16 protein-coding genes, 1 tRNA gene and 1 pseudogene are annotated in these 15735 nt (G+C 73.6%); 8 read left to right on the forward strand and 10 right to left on the reverse strand.

Features of this window, described 5'->3' with window-relative positions:
* Window position 1 precedes the first annotated feature (1 nt).
* From ACFYZ8_RS01730 to ACFYZ8_RS01755, 6 genes and pseudogenes are all read right to left on the reverse strand, one after another.
* On the reverse strand, window positions 2-754 hold the full coding sequence (locus tag ACFYZ8_RS01730) for a polysaccharide deacetylase family protein (RefSeq protein WP_388536558.1): 753 nt from the start codon (window positions 752-754) through the stop codon (window positions 2-4).
* Window positions 744-2399: pseudogene (murJ, locus tag ACFYZ8_RS01735) on the reverse strand (murein biosynthesis integral membrane protein MurJ); the annotation flags it as partial. The pseudogene murJ and the gene ACFYZ8_RS01730, both read right to left, overlap by 11 nt.
* 779 nt (window positions 2400-3178) lie before the next feature.
* The gene (locus tag ACFYZ8_RS01740) at window positions 3179-4546 is read right to left on the reverse strand and encodes an O-antigen ligase family protein (protein ID WP_359031520.1); all 1368 of its coding nucleotides are present in this window, start codon (window positions 4544-4546) and stop codon (window positions 3179-3181) included.
* 6 nt (window positions 4547-4552) lie between these two features.
* The gene (locus tag ACFYZ8_RS01745) at window positions 4553-5977 is read right to left on the reverse strand and encodes an exopolysaccharide biosynthesis polyprenyl glycosylphosphotransferase (protein WP_388536560.1); all 1425 of its coding nucleotides are present in this window, start codon (window positions 5975-5977) and stop codon (window positions 4553-4555) included.
* A complete protein-coding gene (locus tag ACFYZ8_RS01750) occupies window positions 5974-7149 on the reverse strand; it encodes a glycosyltransferase (RefSeq protein ID WP_388536562.1) in 1176 nt (391 codons plus the stop codon). Before ACFYZ8_RS01750 ends, ACFYZ8_RS01745 begins: the two co-directional genes overlap by 4 nt.
* A 49-nt stretch (window positions 7150-7198) precedes the next feature.
* Window positions 7199-8308, reverse strand: coding sequence for a DUF3344 domain-containing protein (locus ACFYZ8_RS01755; protein ID WP_388536564.1), 1110 nt, complete (start codon window positions 8306-8308; stop codon window positions 7199-7201).
* A 256-nt stretch (window positions 8309-8564) separates the two neighbouring features.
* Between ACFYZ8_RS01755 and chpG the strand changes: the two genes are divergently transcribed.
* The 8 genes from chpG (at window position 8565) to ACFYZ8_RS01795 (ending at window position 13503) form a co-directional block, all read left to right on the forward strand.
* Window positions 8565-8804, forward strand: coding sequence for a chaplin ChpG (gene chpG / locus ACFYZ8_RS01760; protein ID WP_359031524.1), 240 nt, complete (start codon window positions 8565-8567; stop codon window positions 8802-8804).
* A gap of 168 nt (window positions 8805-8972) precedes the next feature.
* Window positions 8973-9653, forward strand: coding sequence for a hypothetical protein (locus ACFYZ8_RS01765; protein ID WP_388536566.1), 681 nt, complete (start codon window positions 8973-8975; stop codon window positions 9651-9653).
* A gap of 148 nt (window positions 9654-9801) precedes the next feature.
* The gene (locus tag ACFYZ8_RS01770) at window positions 9802-10083 is read left to right on the forward strand and encodes a hypothetical protein (RefSeq protein WP_359031526.1); all 282 of its coding nucleotides are present in this window, start codon (window positions 9802-9804) and stop codon (window positions 10081-10083) included.
* A 185-nt stretch (window positions 10084-10268) separates the two neighbouring features.
* Complete coding sequence (locus tag ACFYZ8_RS01775) at window positions 10269-10769, forward strand: DUF5949 family protein (protein WP_359031527.1); 501 nt, start codon at window positions 10269-10271, stop codon at window positions 10767-10769.
* A 4-nt stretch (window positions 10770-10773) separates the two neighbouring features.
* Entirely contained in the window at window positions 10774-11379 is a 606-nt protein-coding gene (locus tag ACFYZ8_RS01780; protein ID WP_388536568.1) for a vitamin K epoxide reductase family protein, read from the forward strand.
* 123 nt (window positions 11380-11502) lie between these two features.
* A complete protein-coding gene (locus ACFYZ8_RS01785) occupies window positions 11503-12015 on the forward strand; it encodes a hypothetical protein (protein WP_359031529.1) in 513 nt (170 codons plus the stop codon).
* 158 nt (window positions 12016-12173) lie between these two features.
* Entirely contained in the window at window positions 12174-12653 is a 480-nt protein-coding gene (locus ACFYZ8_RS01790; protein WP_359031530.1) for a tyrosinase cofactor, read from the forward strand.
* Window positions 12637-13503 carry a tyrosinase family protein gene (locus tag ACFYZ8_RS01795; protein WP_388536570.1) on the forward strand — a complete coding sequence of 289 codons (867 nt, stop codon included), beginning with the start codon at window positions 12637-12639 and terminating at the stop codon, window positions 13501-13503. The genes ACFYZ8_RS01790 and ACFYZ8_RS01795 overlap by 17 nt, the downstream gene beginning before the upstream one ends.
* 111 nt (window positions 13504-13614) lie before the next feature.
* Here ACFYZ8_RS01795 and ACFYZ8_RS01800 read toward each other — a convergent pair whose 3' ends face one another.
* The 4 genes from ACFYZ8_RS01800 to ACFYZ8_RS01815 form a co-directional block, all read right to left on the reverse strand.
* Window positions 13615-13914, reverse strand: a complete 300-nt coding sequence (locus ACFYZ8_RS01800; protein ID WP_359031533.1) for a chaplin — start codon at window positions 13912-13914, stop codon at window positions 13615-13617.
* Between the two features lie 138 nt (window positions 13915-14052).
* A complete protein-coding gene (locus ACFYZ8_RS01805) occupies window positions 14053-15012 on the reverse strand; it encodes a D-2-hydroxyacid dehydrogenase family protein (protein WP_388536573.1) in 960 nt (319 codons plus the stop codon).
* A gap of 75 nt (window positions 15013-15087) precedes the next feature.
* Entirely contained in the window at window positions 15088-15405 is a 318-nt protein-coding gene (locus ACFYZ8_RS01810; protein WP_388536574.1) for a TrmO family methyltransferase, read from the reverse strand.
* Window positions 15406-15470: 65 nt separating this feature from the next.
* Window positions 15471-15543 (reverse strand) — tRNA-Arg (locus ACFYZ8_RS01815).
* Window positions 15544-15735 lie beyond the last annotated feature (192 nt).

Raw genomic sequence — 15735 nt, forward strand, 5'->3', positions numbered from 1 at the left:
GTCACAGACCCTCCACAGGACGGCGCCGCAGCCGGTGCAGCCGGTACTTGAGGAACAGGCGTACGGCGCCGTCGTTCTGTCCGACGTGGAGGCGGGGGAGAGCCAGCGGGCCGGTGAGCGGGCCGGGGTCGATGGCGCAGGCGTAGCGGTACCCGGCGCCCCGTACGGCCTCGACGGCTCGCTGGTCGAGCGTGCCGTAGGGGTAGCAGAAGCCGTCCACCGGCGCGCCGAGCAGGTCCTCCAGCGCGGCCCGGCTCTCGACGACCTCGGCCTTCAGCCGGAGGTCGTCCGCCGCCGTGAGGTCCACGTGCGTCAGCCCGTGCGAGCCGATCTCGATCCCCGCCCGTGCCGCCTGCCGGATGCCGTCCGCCGTCAGGAGCGGCTTGCGCGGGCCCAGCGGGTCCCAGGCGTTGTCGCCGCCGAGCCGGCCGGGCAGTACGAAGAGGGTGGCGCCGAAGTCCAACCGGCGCAGCACGGGCAGGGCATGGTCGACGAAGTCGGCGTAGCCGTCGTCGAAGGTGAGCCCCGCAAGGCGCCGGCCCTCGCCGCGCGCGCGTGCGGCCAGCAGTTCGGCCATGGACACGCCCCGCACACCCCGCACGGCGAGCCATCTCAGCTGCCGTTCCAGCCGGTCGGGAGTGACGGTGATGCGGTACGGGTCGTCCGGGCAGTCCGTCACCGAGTGGTACATCGCCACCCAGGGAGCGGGGCCGGGGCGGGGCGCCGTACGGGTGCCGGCGGAGTCAACGGCCATGCGTGAGCCTTCGGGTGAAGGTACGGGCGGCGGCCCGTACGGAACGGAGGGCGGGTGCGAAGCCCTGGGCGCCCAGGGCCAGGCCGAGCAGCACGAACACGACGGCCACGGTCGCCGCCCCCGCGAGCAGTCCCGGCAGCGGCTCACCGGCCCGGCTCGCGACGAGCCCTCCCGCCGGCGTCGCGACCGCGGCCGCGCACACCGGCCGGCTCAGCTCCGCGAGCACCTGCCGGGTGCGCACGGGGATGCCGCGCGGGACGCCCCGGTGCGTCGTCCCCATGCCGGCGAGCAGCAGCGACGCCGTCACGGTGATCCCGGCGGCGTTGGCGGCGGCGATCCCGGACACGCCCCAGGGGGCCACCGCCCAGGCGCCGGACCACGAGGTGACGAGGATGCCCGCGGCCATCGCGCAGACCGGGTACCAGGTGGGGCGGCCCGCCGAGAAGTACGAGCGGATCAGTACGCCGACCAGGGTCTGACCGAGCAGCCCGAGGGCGTACACGCGCATCACGCCCGCCGTGGCCGCCGTGTCCAGGGCGGTGAACGCGCCGCGCTGGAAGAGGAGTTCGATGATCTGCGGGGCGCACGCGATCACCGTGGCCGCACCGAGCAGCACCATGCAGGCGGCCAGCGCCAGGTCCCGCTCCACACGGGTACGGGCCCGCTCGGTGTCGCCGTCGGCCAGGGCCCGCGCGACCACCGGGAAGGTGACCGTGCACAGCATCAGCGACAGGGTCATCGGGATCTGGGCCACCTTCTGCGCGTAGTTCAGGTGCGAGATGGCCCCTGGGGGGAGGGCGGAGGCGAGGAAGCGCTCGACGAGGACCTGGGACTGCCGGCACAGCGCGAAGAGCAGGAGGGGGGCGACGAGTGCCAGGGTCACCGTCCGGTCCGGGGTCTCGGCGGGCTCCTCCCGGCGCACCGGGGAGTGGCGCAACTGCCGCCACACCGCGGGAAGTTGGACCGCCACCATGAGGGCCCCGCCCGCCGCGACACCCACGGCGGCCGACCGCACCCCCCAGTCGCCGCCCAGCACGAACATCGCCGTGATGATGCCGGCGTTGTACGCCACGTAGATCGCGCCCGGCATCAGGAACCGCCGGTGCGCCCGCAGCGCCGCGCTGCAGTACCCGGCGAGCCCGAAGCTCAGCACACAGGTCGCGGTGAGCCGGGTGCAGTCCACGGCCAGGGCGGGGTCGGGCAGGCCCGGCGCCAGCGCCTCGACCAGGTAGGGGGCGGTGGCGACGATCAGCGCGGACGCGGCGACGAAGACCAGGGTCAGGCGGGGCAGGGTGGCGGCGACGAGGGCACGGACCGGGTCGCCGGGAACGCCCCGGGCACGCCGGGCCAGCGCCAGGCTGAACGCCGGGATCAGCACGAAGGCCAGCCCGTCCTCGATGAGCAGCGTGGACGCGAACTCCGGCACGGTCCACGCCACCAGGAAGGCGTCCGTCCCGCTCCCGGCCCCGAACAACCGCGCCAACGACTGATCCCGCACCAGCCCGAGCAACGCCCCGGCGACGGACAGCGCGGCGGTGACGGCGGTGGCCTTGGCGAGGAAACGACGGGAGACGGGCGGAAGCTCGGGAACACCGTGACCCGGCCTGGCAGCGGTACGCGCCGAGGGAACTGGAAGCGGGCCACCGACGGGGGCCTTGGTCCCGGCTCGGGACTCACCGGGGCCGGGGGTGCTGGGGGCGGCGGGGCGGGAGTCGGGGCTCCATGCGGCGGGCCTGGCGGCGAGGCCCGGGGCCGAGCTGGAGCCGGGGCACTCGAAGGCGGGGCCGGGGGCGGAGTTCGAGCCGGCGCCCCCGGAGACGAGACCGAAATCGGAGTGCGATCCGGCGCTCCCGGAGGCGGGGCGGGAGTCGGGGCTCCATGCGGCGGGCCTGGCGGCGGGGCCCGGGGCCGAGCTGGAGCCGGAGCATCCGACGGCGGGGCCGGCGGCGGAGTGGGGGCCGTGGTTGTCGCAGGCGAGGCGGGGATCCGAGGTGGAGCCGACTGCCCCGGAGGCGGGGCCCGGGGCATAGTGCGAACCGAGGGACCCGGAGGTGGGGCCGGGGAAGGGGCGCCGTTCGGCGGAGCGGGAGACGGGATCGGGTTCGGGTTCGGAGTGGGAGCCGGGGCACTCGAAGGCGGGGCCGGAGCCGGAGCTGGAGCCGCCGTCGTCGGAGGCGGGGCCGGAGTCGGAGTGCGAGCGCGCGGCCCCGGAGGCGAGGCCGGCGTCGGAGCCGGAGGGGTCCGCCCCTGCCGACCCGGAGAGGTCCGCCCCTGCCGACCCGGAGAGGTCCGCCCCTGCCGAGCCGGAGAGGTCCGCCCCTGCCGAGCCGGAGGGGTCCGCCCCTGCCGACCCGGAGGGACCCGCCCCGGCCGACCCGGAGGGACCCGCGCCGGCCGACCCGGAGGCATGCGGAGGGGGCACCGTCATCGGGTTCCGGCCTCCTCGGCCTCGTCGGCGGCACCGGCCCGCGCCGTCACGGAACCGGCCCCGGCCCGCACCGGCACGGCACCGCTGCCGACCAGCGCCCACCACGCCACCACCCCGAAGCACACCGCGGTCAGCACCGTCGAGGGGCCGCCGATGTCCGCGTACGCGAAGTCCGTCAGCTGCCACACCAGCAGCCCGCAGCCGACGAGCGCGCAGTCGAGCCCCCGCCCGGACCCGCGCGCCCGCACCAGCCCCCGCAGCCCGCACACCAGCAGCGCCAGCCAGCTGCCCGCGAGGGCGAGCAGACCGACCAGCCCCTGTTCGGCGAGCACGAGGAGGTACATGTTGTGCGGGGACAGCAGCGGCTGCCGGCGGAAGGCCGCACCCGCGCCCTCCGTGTCACTGCCGGCGGACAGGGCCAGCGAGGCGTGCGCGTCCCGCTGCTCGGGGAAACCCTTCAACCCCACGCCGGTCAGCGGCTGTTCGCGCCACATGCCGACGGCCGCCGCCCACATCGTGTACCGGTCGGTCACGGACTGGTCGGGGGCGTCGGTGACCTGAGTGATGCTGCCGATCCGCTCCTGCAGCTGCGCCGAACCGACCCCGAACCCGCCCACCAGGACCACGCCGACGGCGGCCACCACGGCCCCCACCACCAGCGCCCGCCGCAGCCCGGCCAGCACCAGCTGCACCGAGCACGTCACGGCCGTGGCGATCCACGCGCCCCGGCTGAAGGACAGGGCGAGAGGCATGAGCAGCGCGAGCGCGCACCCGGCGGCGACCACCCGCTGCCGTACCGACGCCCGTCCGAGCGCCAGCCCGAGCGCGCACACCAGCCCGAAGGAGACGACGGTCGCCATCCCCATCACGTCCGACGGCCCGAAGGTGCCGACGGCCCGGATGTCCGCCCCCTGGTAGGAGGCGCCGGTCCCGGTCGCGTACTGGTGCACGCCGATCGCGCCCTGCCACCCGGCGAGAGCCACCAACGCCCAGGCCAGCAGCCGGAAGTCACGCCGGTCCCGGACCAGCAGCAGCACGGCCGCCGGGACCACCACGAAGACCTGGAGGTAGCGGCCCATGCCGGTGAGCCCGGCCACCGGTGAGGACGCGCCCACCGCGGCGACGGCCAGAGCGGCCACCGGCAGGCCGAGCACGACGGCCGCCGTCCGCGACAGGGGCCGCCGCCGCTCCCGCAGCAGACGGATCACGCAGTACAGCACCACCAGTGCGGAGACCGCGTCGGCCGGTCCCGCCCCGCTCTCGGCGGTCGGCGACACCGGCAGCGCCAGCAGGGCGACCACGGCCACCACCGGCAGGACGGGAGAGAACTCCCGTACCCGCGGCAGGCTCAGGGCGAGACTCATGCGCGCTCAGCTCCCCGTCGGACGCACGAGCGCGGCCGCGGTGCGCAGCAGGATGCAGATGTCCTGCCACAGCGACCAGTTGTCGATGTACGCGTTGTCGAACCGGCAGCGGTCCTCGATCGAGGTGTCACCGCGCAGGCCGTTGATCTGGGCGAGCCCGGTGATGCCGGTCCGCATCCGGTGACGGGCCGCGTAACCGGGGTAGGTCTGGCTGAACTTCGCGACGAAGTACGGGCGTTCGGGCCGCGGACCGACCAGGCTCATGTCGCCCCGCAGGACGTTCCACAGCTGGAGCAGTTCGTCCAGCGAGGTGCGTCGCAGGAAGCGGCACAGCCACGGCATCTGGTGCTCGTTCGCCACGCTCCAGCGCGTCGCCGCCTCGTGCGCGTCCACCGGCCGGTGGGTGCGGAACTTCAGCAGCGTGAACGGCTTCCCGTCCTTGCCGATCCGCTCCTGCCGGAACACCACGCCCGGCCCGCCGCTCAGCCGCAGCGCCACCGCGCACACCAGCAGCAGCGGACTGACCAGCAACAGCAGCGCCCCGGACACGGCCACGTCCAGCGCCCGCTTCCCGGCGCTGCCCCGCCGCCGCGACCCCATCACCAGACGCCGGCAGGAGAACCCGGCGAGCTGCTCCCGCATCTCGTACGACGGCGACTCCGCGTCGATCTCCCACACCGCGCAGCCCGACTCCGCGAGCGCCCGCAGCAGCGGCCCCTGCCGGGACCGTACGGACGGATGCACGGTCAGGACCTCCCGTACGCCGTTCTGGATGAGCGCCCGCTCGACCTCCTCGCCGGTCGTCAGCACGGGCAGCCCCTCACCGCCGTCGGGCTGCTCGCTCACGATCCCCACCGGCCGTACCCCGCAGCCCGGATGGCGCAGTACGGCGGCGGCCACGCGCTGCGCGGTCGCCGCGGGGCCGATGACGAGGGCGGAGCGCGGACGGACCAGCCGGGCCACGCGCTGGTGCCTGCGCACGAGGCCGCGGCCCACGCAGGCCGTCACCGACTGGAGCAGGAAGCCGACGAGCAGGGTGGTCACCGGGAGCGCCCGCTCCACGTCGTAGGAGGCCGACGCGGCGGCGAGGAACAGCCAGGCGACCGCGATCCTGGCGCAGACGGCGGGCAGTTCGTCGAGGACGCCGGTCACCTGACGGGGCGGATGCGGGCGCAGCAGCATCGACGCGGCCACCAGCAGTGCCACGAGCAGCGGCCGCCACTGGGCGCCGCTGAACGCGAGCGTCCCCACGAGGCCGGCGACGAGGTCCGCGGTGAGCAGCGGGACCGGGGAGGCGGGGCGGGCCGGGGGCCGGCGGGCGGGGAACCGGAATCCCGCTCCGGGGCCGCGCGGCGGCAGGATCGAGACGGCTGAGAATCCGAGGTCCCGGGCGTGTCCGCCGGGGGAGGGGACGGTGCTTTCCGCGGTCACGAGTGGATGGGCTCCCTGTACTCGGTGGGCGCGAGGCGCGCGGCGGGCTCGGCGTCGAGCAGGTCGCGGTACAGGCCCGCCACCGCCTCGGACGCGCGCCGCACGTCATGGGTGGACAGGACGTGACGGCGCCCCTGGTGGCCGAGCGACTCGCGCAGCGGCGGGTCGAGCAGCAGGGCGGCGACGGCGTCGGCCAGAGCCGCCGGGTTCTGCGGGGGCACCAGGCAGCGCGACGCGAGCGCGGGCGGCAGGCTCTCCCGGGCGCCGTCCACGTCCGTCATCACCACGGGCCGCCCGCAGGCCATCGCCTCCAGCGGGGCGAGCGCCATGCCCTCCCAGCGCGACGGCAGGACGACCAGATCGGCGGCCCGGTACCAGGGCACGGCATCGGCGACGGCCCCCGCGAAGCGCACGGACTCCGGGGCCCGTGCGCGCAGCACGTCCCGTTCCGGCCCGTCCCCCACCAGCACGAGCCGGGCGTCCGGCACCCGTCGCAGCACCGCGTCCCAGGCCCGCAGCAGGACGTCCTGCCCCTTCTGCCGGCACAGCCGCCCCACGCACACCACGAGCGGCGCCGCCGGATCGACCCCGGGAAGAAGCCTTGCCCGTACGGTGTCCGCCGCGGCGGGACGGAAGCGGTCGGTGTCGATCCCGTTGGGGATCACGCTCCACCGTCCCGCGATCCCGGCCCGCAGCCCGGTCCGGCGCTCCGCCTCGCTGACGCACACCGTCCGCGCGGACCAGCGCGCCGCACGCCGTTCCCAGCCGAGCGCGAGGGCGGCGGTGACGCCGCCGACCGCCTCGAACGACCAGGCGTGCGGCTGGAACACGGTCGGGATCCGTCCCCGCACGGCGATCCGCCCGGCCAGTCCGGCCTTCGCGCTGTGCGCGTGCACCAGATCCGGCCGCACCTCCTCGATCACCCGGGCGAGCCGCCGTACCTCGCCGACGAGTGCGGGCCCCGGGGAGCGCGTCGCCTCCCACCGCCGTACGTCCGCGCCCAGGTCCCGCAGGCCCGTGGTGAGGGGACCCTGCGGGCAGGCGACCGTGACGTGCAGGCCGGCGGCGAGCTGGGCCCGCACCAGGTCCGTCACCACCCGGGCGACCCCGCCGTCCACAGGTTGCGTGAGGTGCAGGACCCGCGGCCTGGGGTCGGTTGCTGACTGCTGCATTGCGGGGTTTCCTCGCTCATGGACGGGCTCGGGACGGGCCGGAACGCGCCTACTGCCGGGCATCGACGACGACGAAGAGCGCACCGGCCCACGCCGCGTCCCGGTGGGAAACGAGCCGGAAGGCCAGGTGGTCACCGCCGCGCCGCAGAGCGTTTCCGAGTTCGAACACGTCCGAGTCGTAACCGAGGGTGTGCGCGTAGGAGGGCACACGCTCCGGCGCGGACGCCCCCGCCTCGGAGATCGTCGAGTTCAGTACGTCGTCCCGGGGGTCGGCGGGACCGGAGAGCACGGTGTTCGAACCGCGGCCGGCCGAAACGGTGAACGAATCACCCGTACGGCCGCGGTCGCCGTCGTACGCGACGAGCCCCACCCGGCCGGTGCCGTTCCTCGCCAGGCGCAGCCCGCCCACGCGGATCTCCAGGGCGGTACGGGAGTTCAGGGCGTCGAAGCCGTCCCGGACGGCGAGGTGCCGCAGCGGCTGGTCCGGGTTCTCGTAGGCCACCATCAGCGTCCAGCCGCCCCACGCCCCGGCCGTCGACCTGCCCATCGCCACATTGACCTGCGCCACCGTGTACAGGCCCGAACCGCTGTCCCGGACCAGCTTCGTGACGTCCGCCGAGGCCTGGAAGGCGTCCACGCCGTGCGTCACCCGGTGGCCCACCACGGTGTCCGCGAGCAGGGCCTTGTACTCGCCGCCCGGCTCGGCGATCAGCACCCGCCCGTTGTCCTTCGGCGGCTTCTGCTCGCCCACCCGCAGATTGCCGCCCCAGTACAGCCGCGCGTACGTCACCCGCGAGCCCTCGGGCAGCCGGACCTCGGCGCGGGAGGAGTTGTAGGTGTTGGGGTCGCGGTCCACGTCGACGTAGAACATGTCGAAGCCGCCGTTGACCCCCTTCCCGCCCGCGCGTACGGCCGGGCAGGCGGACGCGGCCCGCGGGCCGGAGGCACGGCAGCTGATGGACGTGTTGGCCGCGCGGACGATGCCGCCGTGCTGGGTCGCGCGGTACCGCTCGGTGAAGGGGAGCCGCTGCGCCTGCGCGGTCGGCGGGGCGGGCGGGGCGGGCGTCACCGCTTCGGCGCGGACCGGCGTGCACAGGGCCGCCAGGGAGAGCACGCCCGCCATCGCATGGCGCAGCAGTGGACCTGGGGAATTACGCATGACCGGCGTGCCCTTTCGGGGGAGTACGGCGCCCCGTGCGTGCGACGTGCTGTCTGTGGGGGCGTCGGGAGGTCCGCAACTCTAGCCGCGATTCGGACTATTGCTGGCATATGCGGCAACTGTGTCGGAAGCGCATGGTCGAGGTCTCCGTAGATCACCCCATTGGCGGCACAACCCGCGCGGGCGCCGCGCGTTGACACAACGCCGGGCATCCCGCCCGGGTGTGTTGTGTCAACCCCCCAAGGAGCAACTCTCCATGTCGCGTATCGCGAAGGGCCTGGCCCTGACCTCCGTTGCCGCCGCGGCCGTCGCCGGTGGTGCGGGCATCGCCGCCGCCGACAGTGGCGCGCAGGCCGCCGCCGCCCACTCTCCGGGCGTGCTGTCGGGCAACGTCGTCCAGGTCCCGGTTCACGTTCCGGTCAACGTCTGCGGCAACACCGTCGACATCATCGCCCTGCTGAACCCGGCGTTCGGCAACCAGTGCGTGAACGACTGACGTTCACACGTCACGCCTCGACCGGCCGCCCTCCCGTGTTCCTGCGTGGGAGAGCGGCCGGTCCGCGTTGCCCCCCGAACGGGGGACGCGGGGCGCTCGACCGGTTGCGGGGCACGGGGGGTGAACTCACGGTGGGCACAGATCCGATGCTCATCGAAAGGAACACCCATGCGTGGTCTGCCCGCACGGCGTATCGCGTCCACCGCACTCTGCGCCGCCCTCCTGGTCGCCGTCGCAGGTCCGGCCGCCGTCGCAGGTCCGGCCCGGGAGCACACCCGTGCGGCGTCCCGTGCGTCCCTCCCCGACGCGGACACCCTCGCCCAGGTCAAGAGCCTGAGTGACCTCGGCGGCGTCCTCACGCCGGTCACCGACCTGCTGAACTCCGTCCTCAAGGCCGACAACGGCCAACTCCCCGCCGACGAGGCGACCAGGCTCGGCACCGCCGTGAAGGACGCCATCGCCAAGGTCACCCCGACAGCGCCGACGACGCCGGTCACGCCGACGACGCCGGTCACGCCGACGACGCCGGTCACGCCGACGACGCCGGTCACGCCGACGACCCCCGTCACGCCGACGACCCCCGTCACGCCGACGACGCCGGACCTCCCGGCCGCCCCCGTGTCGGCCCCCGCCGACGTCATCGGCGACGCGCTGGCCGCGCTGCAGAAGGCGATCGACGAGCTGGTCAAGGCGGTGACCTCGGGCGACGCCGCTCAGGTGGCCACGGCGGTCACCCACTCGGTGACGAGTCTCGTCAACACCGTCGCCGCGACGCTGCTGGGCGGCAAGCTGCCCGCACCGAGCCTGCCGGGCCTGCCGAGCCTGCCGACGCCCGGCCTGTCGAGCTAGGCCCGCCGCCTCTCGTACGCGCTGAACGGTTGGGCCGGCGGGATTTCATATGAGGACTCATAGGAGGAGTTTCCGCGCCGGTCGCAACTCGTTGGACACGGCGTCAGAATTCCCTCTGGTGACATGAGTTGCCGAAGAAAGGAACACGATGAAGTCCCTGAAGGCCGCTGCTGTCGTTGCCGGTTCCCTGGTCCTCGCCGGTGCCGCAGCGCCCGCGTTCGCCTACAACAGCGCCGACCTCACGCCCACCAGCCTCAACGGCGCCGTGAACGCGCTCACCAGGGGTCCCATCGATGTGATGCCCCTGCAGCACCAGTCGGACGCGCTCGACACGGAGAACAAGGACTCCGTGCTCAGCACCGTGAAGGGTGCGACCCGGGATCTGAACAACGACGGCGGAATCGTCGGCGTTCTTCCCGTGGGCGGCTGAATCCGCTTTTCCCGGCACCGCAGCAATCCGGGAAAAGGGCCGATTCCGTGGTGGCGTCCAAGGCCACGGGATCGGCCCTTCGCTGTTCGAGCCCGTCCCTCGTTCGTGTGGACGGACGGCGGCCCGTCGCCCGCTCGGGTGAGAACGCGGCCTGCGGCCCTCCGGAGCGTCGCTATGGTCGCCCGGTGACCTCAACCTCTAGCGAAACCCGGCCCTTGCGCTCCGCCGACCTGGGCACCGTCGTCGTACTTCCCTGGAGCGGGGAGAACGCCGACGGCATCGACATCCCCCACCTCCTGGTCTGCTCCCTCGGGAACGCCGAGGGCGGTCCGGAGGCGACGTCCGCCGCGGTCGAGCGGCTGCTGACGGACAACGGCCTGCCGGTCGGACGGGAGCTGGTCGACGGCATCGCCAGGCCCAGTCTCCCGGTCGGGCTGCTCGTCGTCGCGGGCCAGGCCGTCCTCACCATGCCGCGGCTCAACGTCCAGTGCACCGTGCCGCCGGAGTGGCTGGAGGCGGTCGAGGCACGCGGGTTCGCCTACCTGATCTTCACCACCCGCGCCTGGACCGAGGCCGAGCCGGGCGAGTCCGTCGATCCGGAGGCGCTCGCCGAGTTCGTCAACGCCGACGAGACCCTGGACGCCGCCGCGCACATCGTGCTGCCGGCCCGCAGCCTGCGCGCCTGACGCCGTGGCCGGCCCGGGGCGGCACCCGCGAGCACCCGCGGGCGCGGGCCGTGCCTTCGCCCTGCTGCTGGTGATCACGGGGGCGGCCGGGCTGCTGGCCTCCTGGGTGATCACGCTCGACAAGTTCAGGCTGCTCGAGGACCCGGACTTCACCCCCGGGTGCAGCCTCAACCCGGTGGTGTCCTGCGGCAGCGTGATGGAGAGCGACCAGGCCTCGGCCTTCGGGTTCCCCAACCCGATGCTGGGCCTGGTCGCCTACGGCGTCGTGATCTGCGTCGGTGTGAGCCTGGTCGCGGGCGCCCGCCTGCCCCGCTGGTACTGGCTGCTCTTCGGCGCCGGCTGCCTGTTCGGCGTCGGGTTCGTGTCGTGGCTGCAGTTCCAGTCGCTGTACCGGATCAACGCGCTGTGCCTGTGGTGCTGTCTGGCGTGGGCCGCCACGATCCTGCTGTTCTGGTACGTCGCCTCGCACGCCGTACGCCATCGGTTCCTGCCCGCGCCCGCCCCGCTGAGGACGTTCCTCGACGAGTTCACCTGGGTGCCCCCGGTGCTGCACATCGGGATCGTCGGCATGCTGGTCCTGACCCGCTGGTGGGACTTCTGGACGAGCTGACCGGCGCTGTCGGTTCGTCGTACTACTGCGGCACCCGGGGGATTCTTGCGCTGGTGACCGCCCCAGGATCGTTACGCGGTAAGGACGTTGAGCCCCCGAACCCTGAAAGGGACCGCACCTGTCATGAAGTCGACCCCCCGAACCCTTGCCGCCGTCGTCACCGGCGTCGCGGCCGCCATGGGCGCTGCCGCCGCGCCCGCCGCCGCGGTCGGCACGGTCCCCGTCCCGGTACCGCTGGAAGCCGCCGAGAAAACCCTCCACATGGAGCTGCCCAGCCTGAGCGGCGAGATCCCGCTGCCGAAGCCGGGCAAGCCGGACGGACCGCAGTTCGTCGAGGGCCGGCTCCTCCCCGCGCGGACCCTGCCGCAGCTGCCGATCACCGGCGGCCTGCCCGGCGCGGGCATGCGCGCGCCCGTGCCCCACGTCCTCGGAACCGACTTCGACCACGTCGGTGTCGGCGTACCCGCCTCCGACCTGCGCACCCTGTCGCCCGGCCTGAGCGTGGACGCCCCGCTGACACGGCCGAACCCCGACCACATGGGCCTGCCCGACACGAAGCTCCCGCAGGCGGGCATCCTCGCCCCGGTCCTGCAGACGGTGCCCGGCGCGGACCTGGGCACGGGACCGGGCCTGTAGGACCGCACCGACGCGGCGAACTCGGCACAGGGGCCCGGGGGCCGGGCAGCGGCACCCGGGCCCGCAGGCTCCCCGGGACCACCCGGACCGCGGGAGTGACCACAGGGGCCCTCGGGCGGTTACGGCTGTGTACATCGGAACCGGACGAGGAGTGCACGATGGTCGTGAGCGTCGGTGGGGGAGTGGCGAGCGCCGAAACAGGGGCGGTGAGACCCGGGCCGGTGCGCACCGCGCGACGGGACGCGCTGCGCGGGCTGCTCGTCACGGCCGTGGCCCTGGCGCTGGCCCCCGTCGTCGCGGCCTCCCGGCCGGTGCGCCGGTCCGCGCGACCAGGGGACCCGGCCGACCGGTTCGACGAGACCCACCGCGGCCGGCGGATCCGCGGCTCGCGGATGATCGCCGCCGGACACCCCGTCGGCGCCGCCCCGTGGCACGTCACCGTGGACGGCCGGCCGCTGCACCTCATGCGCCGCGCCGACGGCAGCTGGCTGAGCATGGTCGACCACTACCGCTCGTACCCGACCCCGCTGGAGGCGGCCCGCGCGGCCGTCGACGAACTGGGGCCGGGACAGCGGCTGCGCGACACGACCACGGCCGACCACGCGCACTCGGGGGGACACCATGGTGTACACGCGTAAGGACGTCAGCACCCTGACCGCCGCAGAGAAGCGGCGGTTCGTGAAGGCGATGCTGGAGGTGAAACGGCGGGGCGAGTACGACGAGTTCGTGCGCACCCACATCGAGTACTACACCTCCGACGGCGAGGACGGTCTGCGCACGGCCCACATGGCGCCCTCCTTCCTGCCCTGGCACCGCCGCTTCCTGCTCGACCTGGAGCGGGCGCTGCGCCGGGTGGACTCGTCGGTGACGGTGCCGTACTGGGACTGGACCCGGGACCGTACGACGACGTCCGCGCCCTGGACCAAGGACCTCCTCGGCGGCAACGGGCGGCGCTCGGACCGCCAGGTGATGACCGGGCCGTTCGCCTACGCGAGCGGCAACTGGACCCTCACGGAGGGCGTCACCGACGCGCAGTTCCTCACCCGGGACCTCGGGCACGCCGCCGCTCCCCTCGCACTGCCGACCAGGAGCGAGCTGGAGGGGGCGCTCGCCGACCCCGTCTACGACGTCTCGCCCTGGAACTCGACCGTCACCAAGGGCTTCCGCAACAAGCTGGAAGGGTGGGGGAGCGGCCGGGGCAGTGCCGCCTGGCGCAACCACAACCGGGTGCACCGCTGGGTCGGCGGGGCCATGGTCGGCGGCGCGTCCGTCAACGACCCCGTCTTCTGGATGCACCACGCCTTCATCGACCTGTGCTGGTACCGCTGGCAGCGGCGGCACGGCGGCGCCCGCTATCTGCCCGCGAGGCCGCCCGGCCCGGCGAGCGACCAGTACGAGCGGGTCGTGGCCCGGCACGAGAAGCTGCCGCCGTGGGACGTGACGCCGGATCAGCTGGAGAACGTCAGCGGGATCTACCGGTACGCCTGAGAGCCGCGGCCCCGCGGTTCCTGGGGCCGGTCATGGGACCGGTCATGGGACCGGTCATGGGAAGAGCCCCGGCGCTCGAGGTGCCGGGGCTCTTGTTCCGCGTACGGACGATCAGCCGCCGTAGCCGCCGTGCCCACCCGGGCCCGGGTGGCCCTTGTGGCTGTCGCCGCCGCTGATGTTGGCGCAGGTGTTGCCGAAGGCCGGGTTCAGCAGACCGACCACGTTGACGGTGTTACCGCACACGTTGACCGGGATGTGGATCGGGACCTGGACGACGTTGCCGGACAGGACGCCGGGCGAGCCGATGGCCGCGCCATCGGCAGTGGCGTCCGCCAGAGCCAGGCCGGCGCCGCCGATGACCACGGCACCGGTGCCCAGGACGACACCCGCTGCCTTCGCGATGCGAGACATCACGTTCTCCTTCTGATCGGTGAGTGCGGCGGCAGGACGAGCCGTCGCACTTCCCCTTCAACGCGAAGGCTCACTCCTGGTAACGGCGTTCTTGCGCGGATCACCCTTCTTGTGGCGCAGAGTCGGCGGTCGCACGTCTCAGGGGAGCCGCCGTACGGGTGCACCCGCCAGGTAGGCCTCGATGTTCTCGACGGCCTGGCCGTAGTAGGTCGCGTAGTTGGCCCGCGAGACATAGCCCAGGTGCGGGGTGGCGAGCAGGCGCGGGGCCGTGCGCATCGGGTGGTCGGCGGGCAGGGGCTCGGTGTCGAAGACGTCGACGCCCGCTCCGGCGATCCGGCCCTCGTGCAGGGCGGCGAGGAGCGCGTCCTGGTCGACGATCGCCGCGCGCGAGGTGTTGATCAGGTAGGCGGTGGGCTTGAGGAGGGCGAGTTCGGCTGGCCCGAGCAGGCCCCGGGTGCGGTCGCCCAGGGCGAGGTGCACGGAGACGAAGTCGCTCTCGGCCAGCAACTCTTCCTTGGACCCGGCCAGGCGCACGCCCACCTCGTCGGCGCGCTCCCGGGTGAGGTTCTGGCTCCAGGCACTGACCTCCATCCCGAAGGCGAGGCCGACCTGTGCGACCCGGCCGCCGATCTTCCCGAGGCCGAGCAGTCCGAGCCGGCGGCCGTGCAGGTCGGCGCCGACGGTCGACTGCCAGGGGCCCTTTGTGCGCAGGGCGTTGCTCTCCTCGACGATCCCGCGTGCCAGGCCGAGGAGCAGCGCCCAGGTCAGCTCGACCGGCGGGGTCGACGAACTCGCCGTACCGCACACGGTGACGCCGTGCGCCTCGGCGGCCGCGTAGTCGATGACGGAGTTGCGCATGCCGGAGGCGATGAGCAGCTTCAGCCGGGGCAGGCGGGCGATGAGGGAGGCCGGGAAGGGGACGCGCTCGCGCAGGGTGACCACGATGTCGGCGTCGGCGAGAGCCGTGGCCAGGGCGTCCTCGTCGGCGAAGTGGGTGTCGTACGGGACGACCTCGACCCGGTCCGCGAGCGGTGACCAGTCGGCGAACTCGGTCGCCGCCCGCTGGAAGTCGTCGAGCACGGCGCAGCGCAGACGCATGTCGGTCCTTCCCCCTGCTTGTCCCCGGTCAGGGCTTGATCCGGTCAGGGTGATCGACTCTACGCCGTACCACTGTCAGTGGTACTCGCGCATGATCTCGGCCGCCCAGGCGGGCTGGTGCGTCGGGCCCTGCGGGCCGAACTCGGCCAGGTAGGGCTTGATGTCGAGGACCGGGGTGCCGTCGACGGTGTCCAGGCCCTGGATGTGGATGTCGAGGCCGTCGGTGTGCAGCAGCCGGCAGCGGGAGACGCCGATGCGGTTGGGGCGGTTCGTGCCGCGCTGGGCGAAGATGCCGACCAGGGGCCAGTCGGTGTTGAGCGCCTCGGGCCCGAAGCGGTCCGCGTTCAGCCGTGACTGGACCTCGGGCGTGCGTACCCGAAGGCGCTTGGTCACCTACTGCATCGGGGGCCGGACATGAAAAGACCCTCTGCCCAAAGTGCGTGGTCAGAAGGTGTTTGCGCCCCCGGCAGGACTCGAACCTGCGGCCAAGCGCTTAGAAGGCGCCTGCTCTATCCACTGAGCTACGGGGGCCGGGTGTGGTGGCCTCTGTCTTGGGTGCCCGGGTGTGGGCCGTTCCGTGACGTTGCCGGGGACAAGGATAGGGCTCCCACGACCTTGTCCCTGTTGCTTCGCCTCCGTGGCTCGATGTGGAGGTTACGTGAAGCGGTCCTGATAATCGCAGGCAGGTACGAATCGTGCATCGCTTTTGGCGCCTCGCGCACC

The sequence above is a fragment of the Streptomyces sp. NPDC001668 genome, assembly GCF_042893155.1.
Taxonomy (GTDB): domain Bacteria; phylum Actinomycetota; class Actinomycetes; order Streptomycetales; family Streptomycetaceae; genus Streptomyces.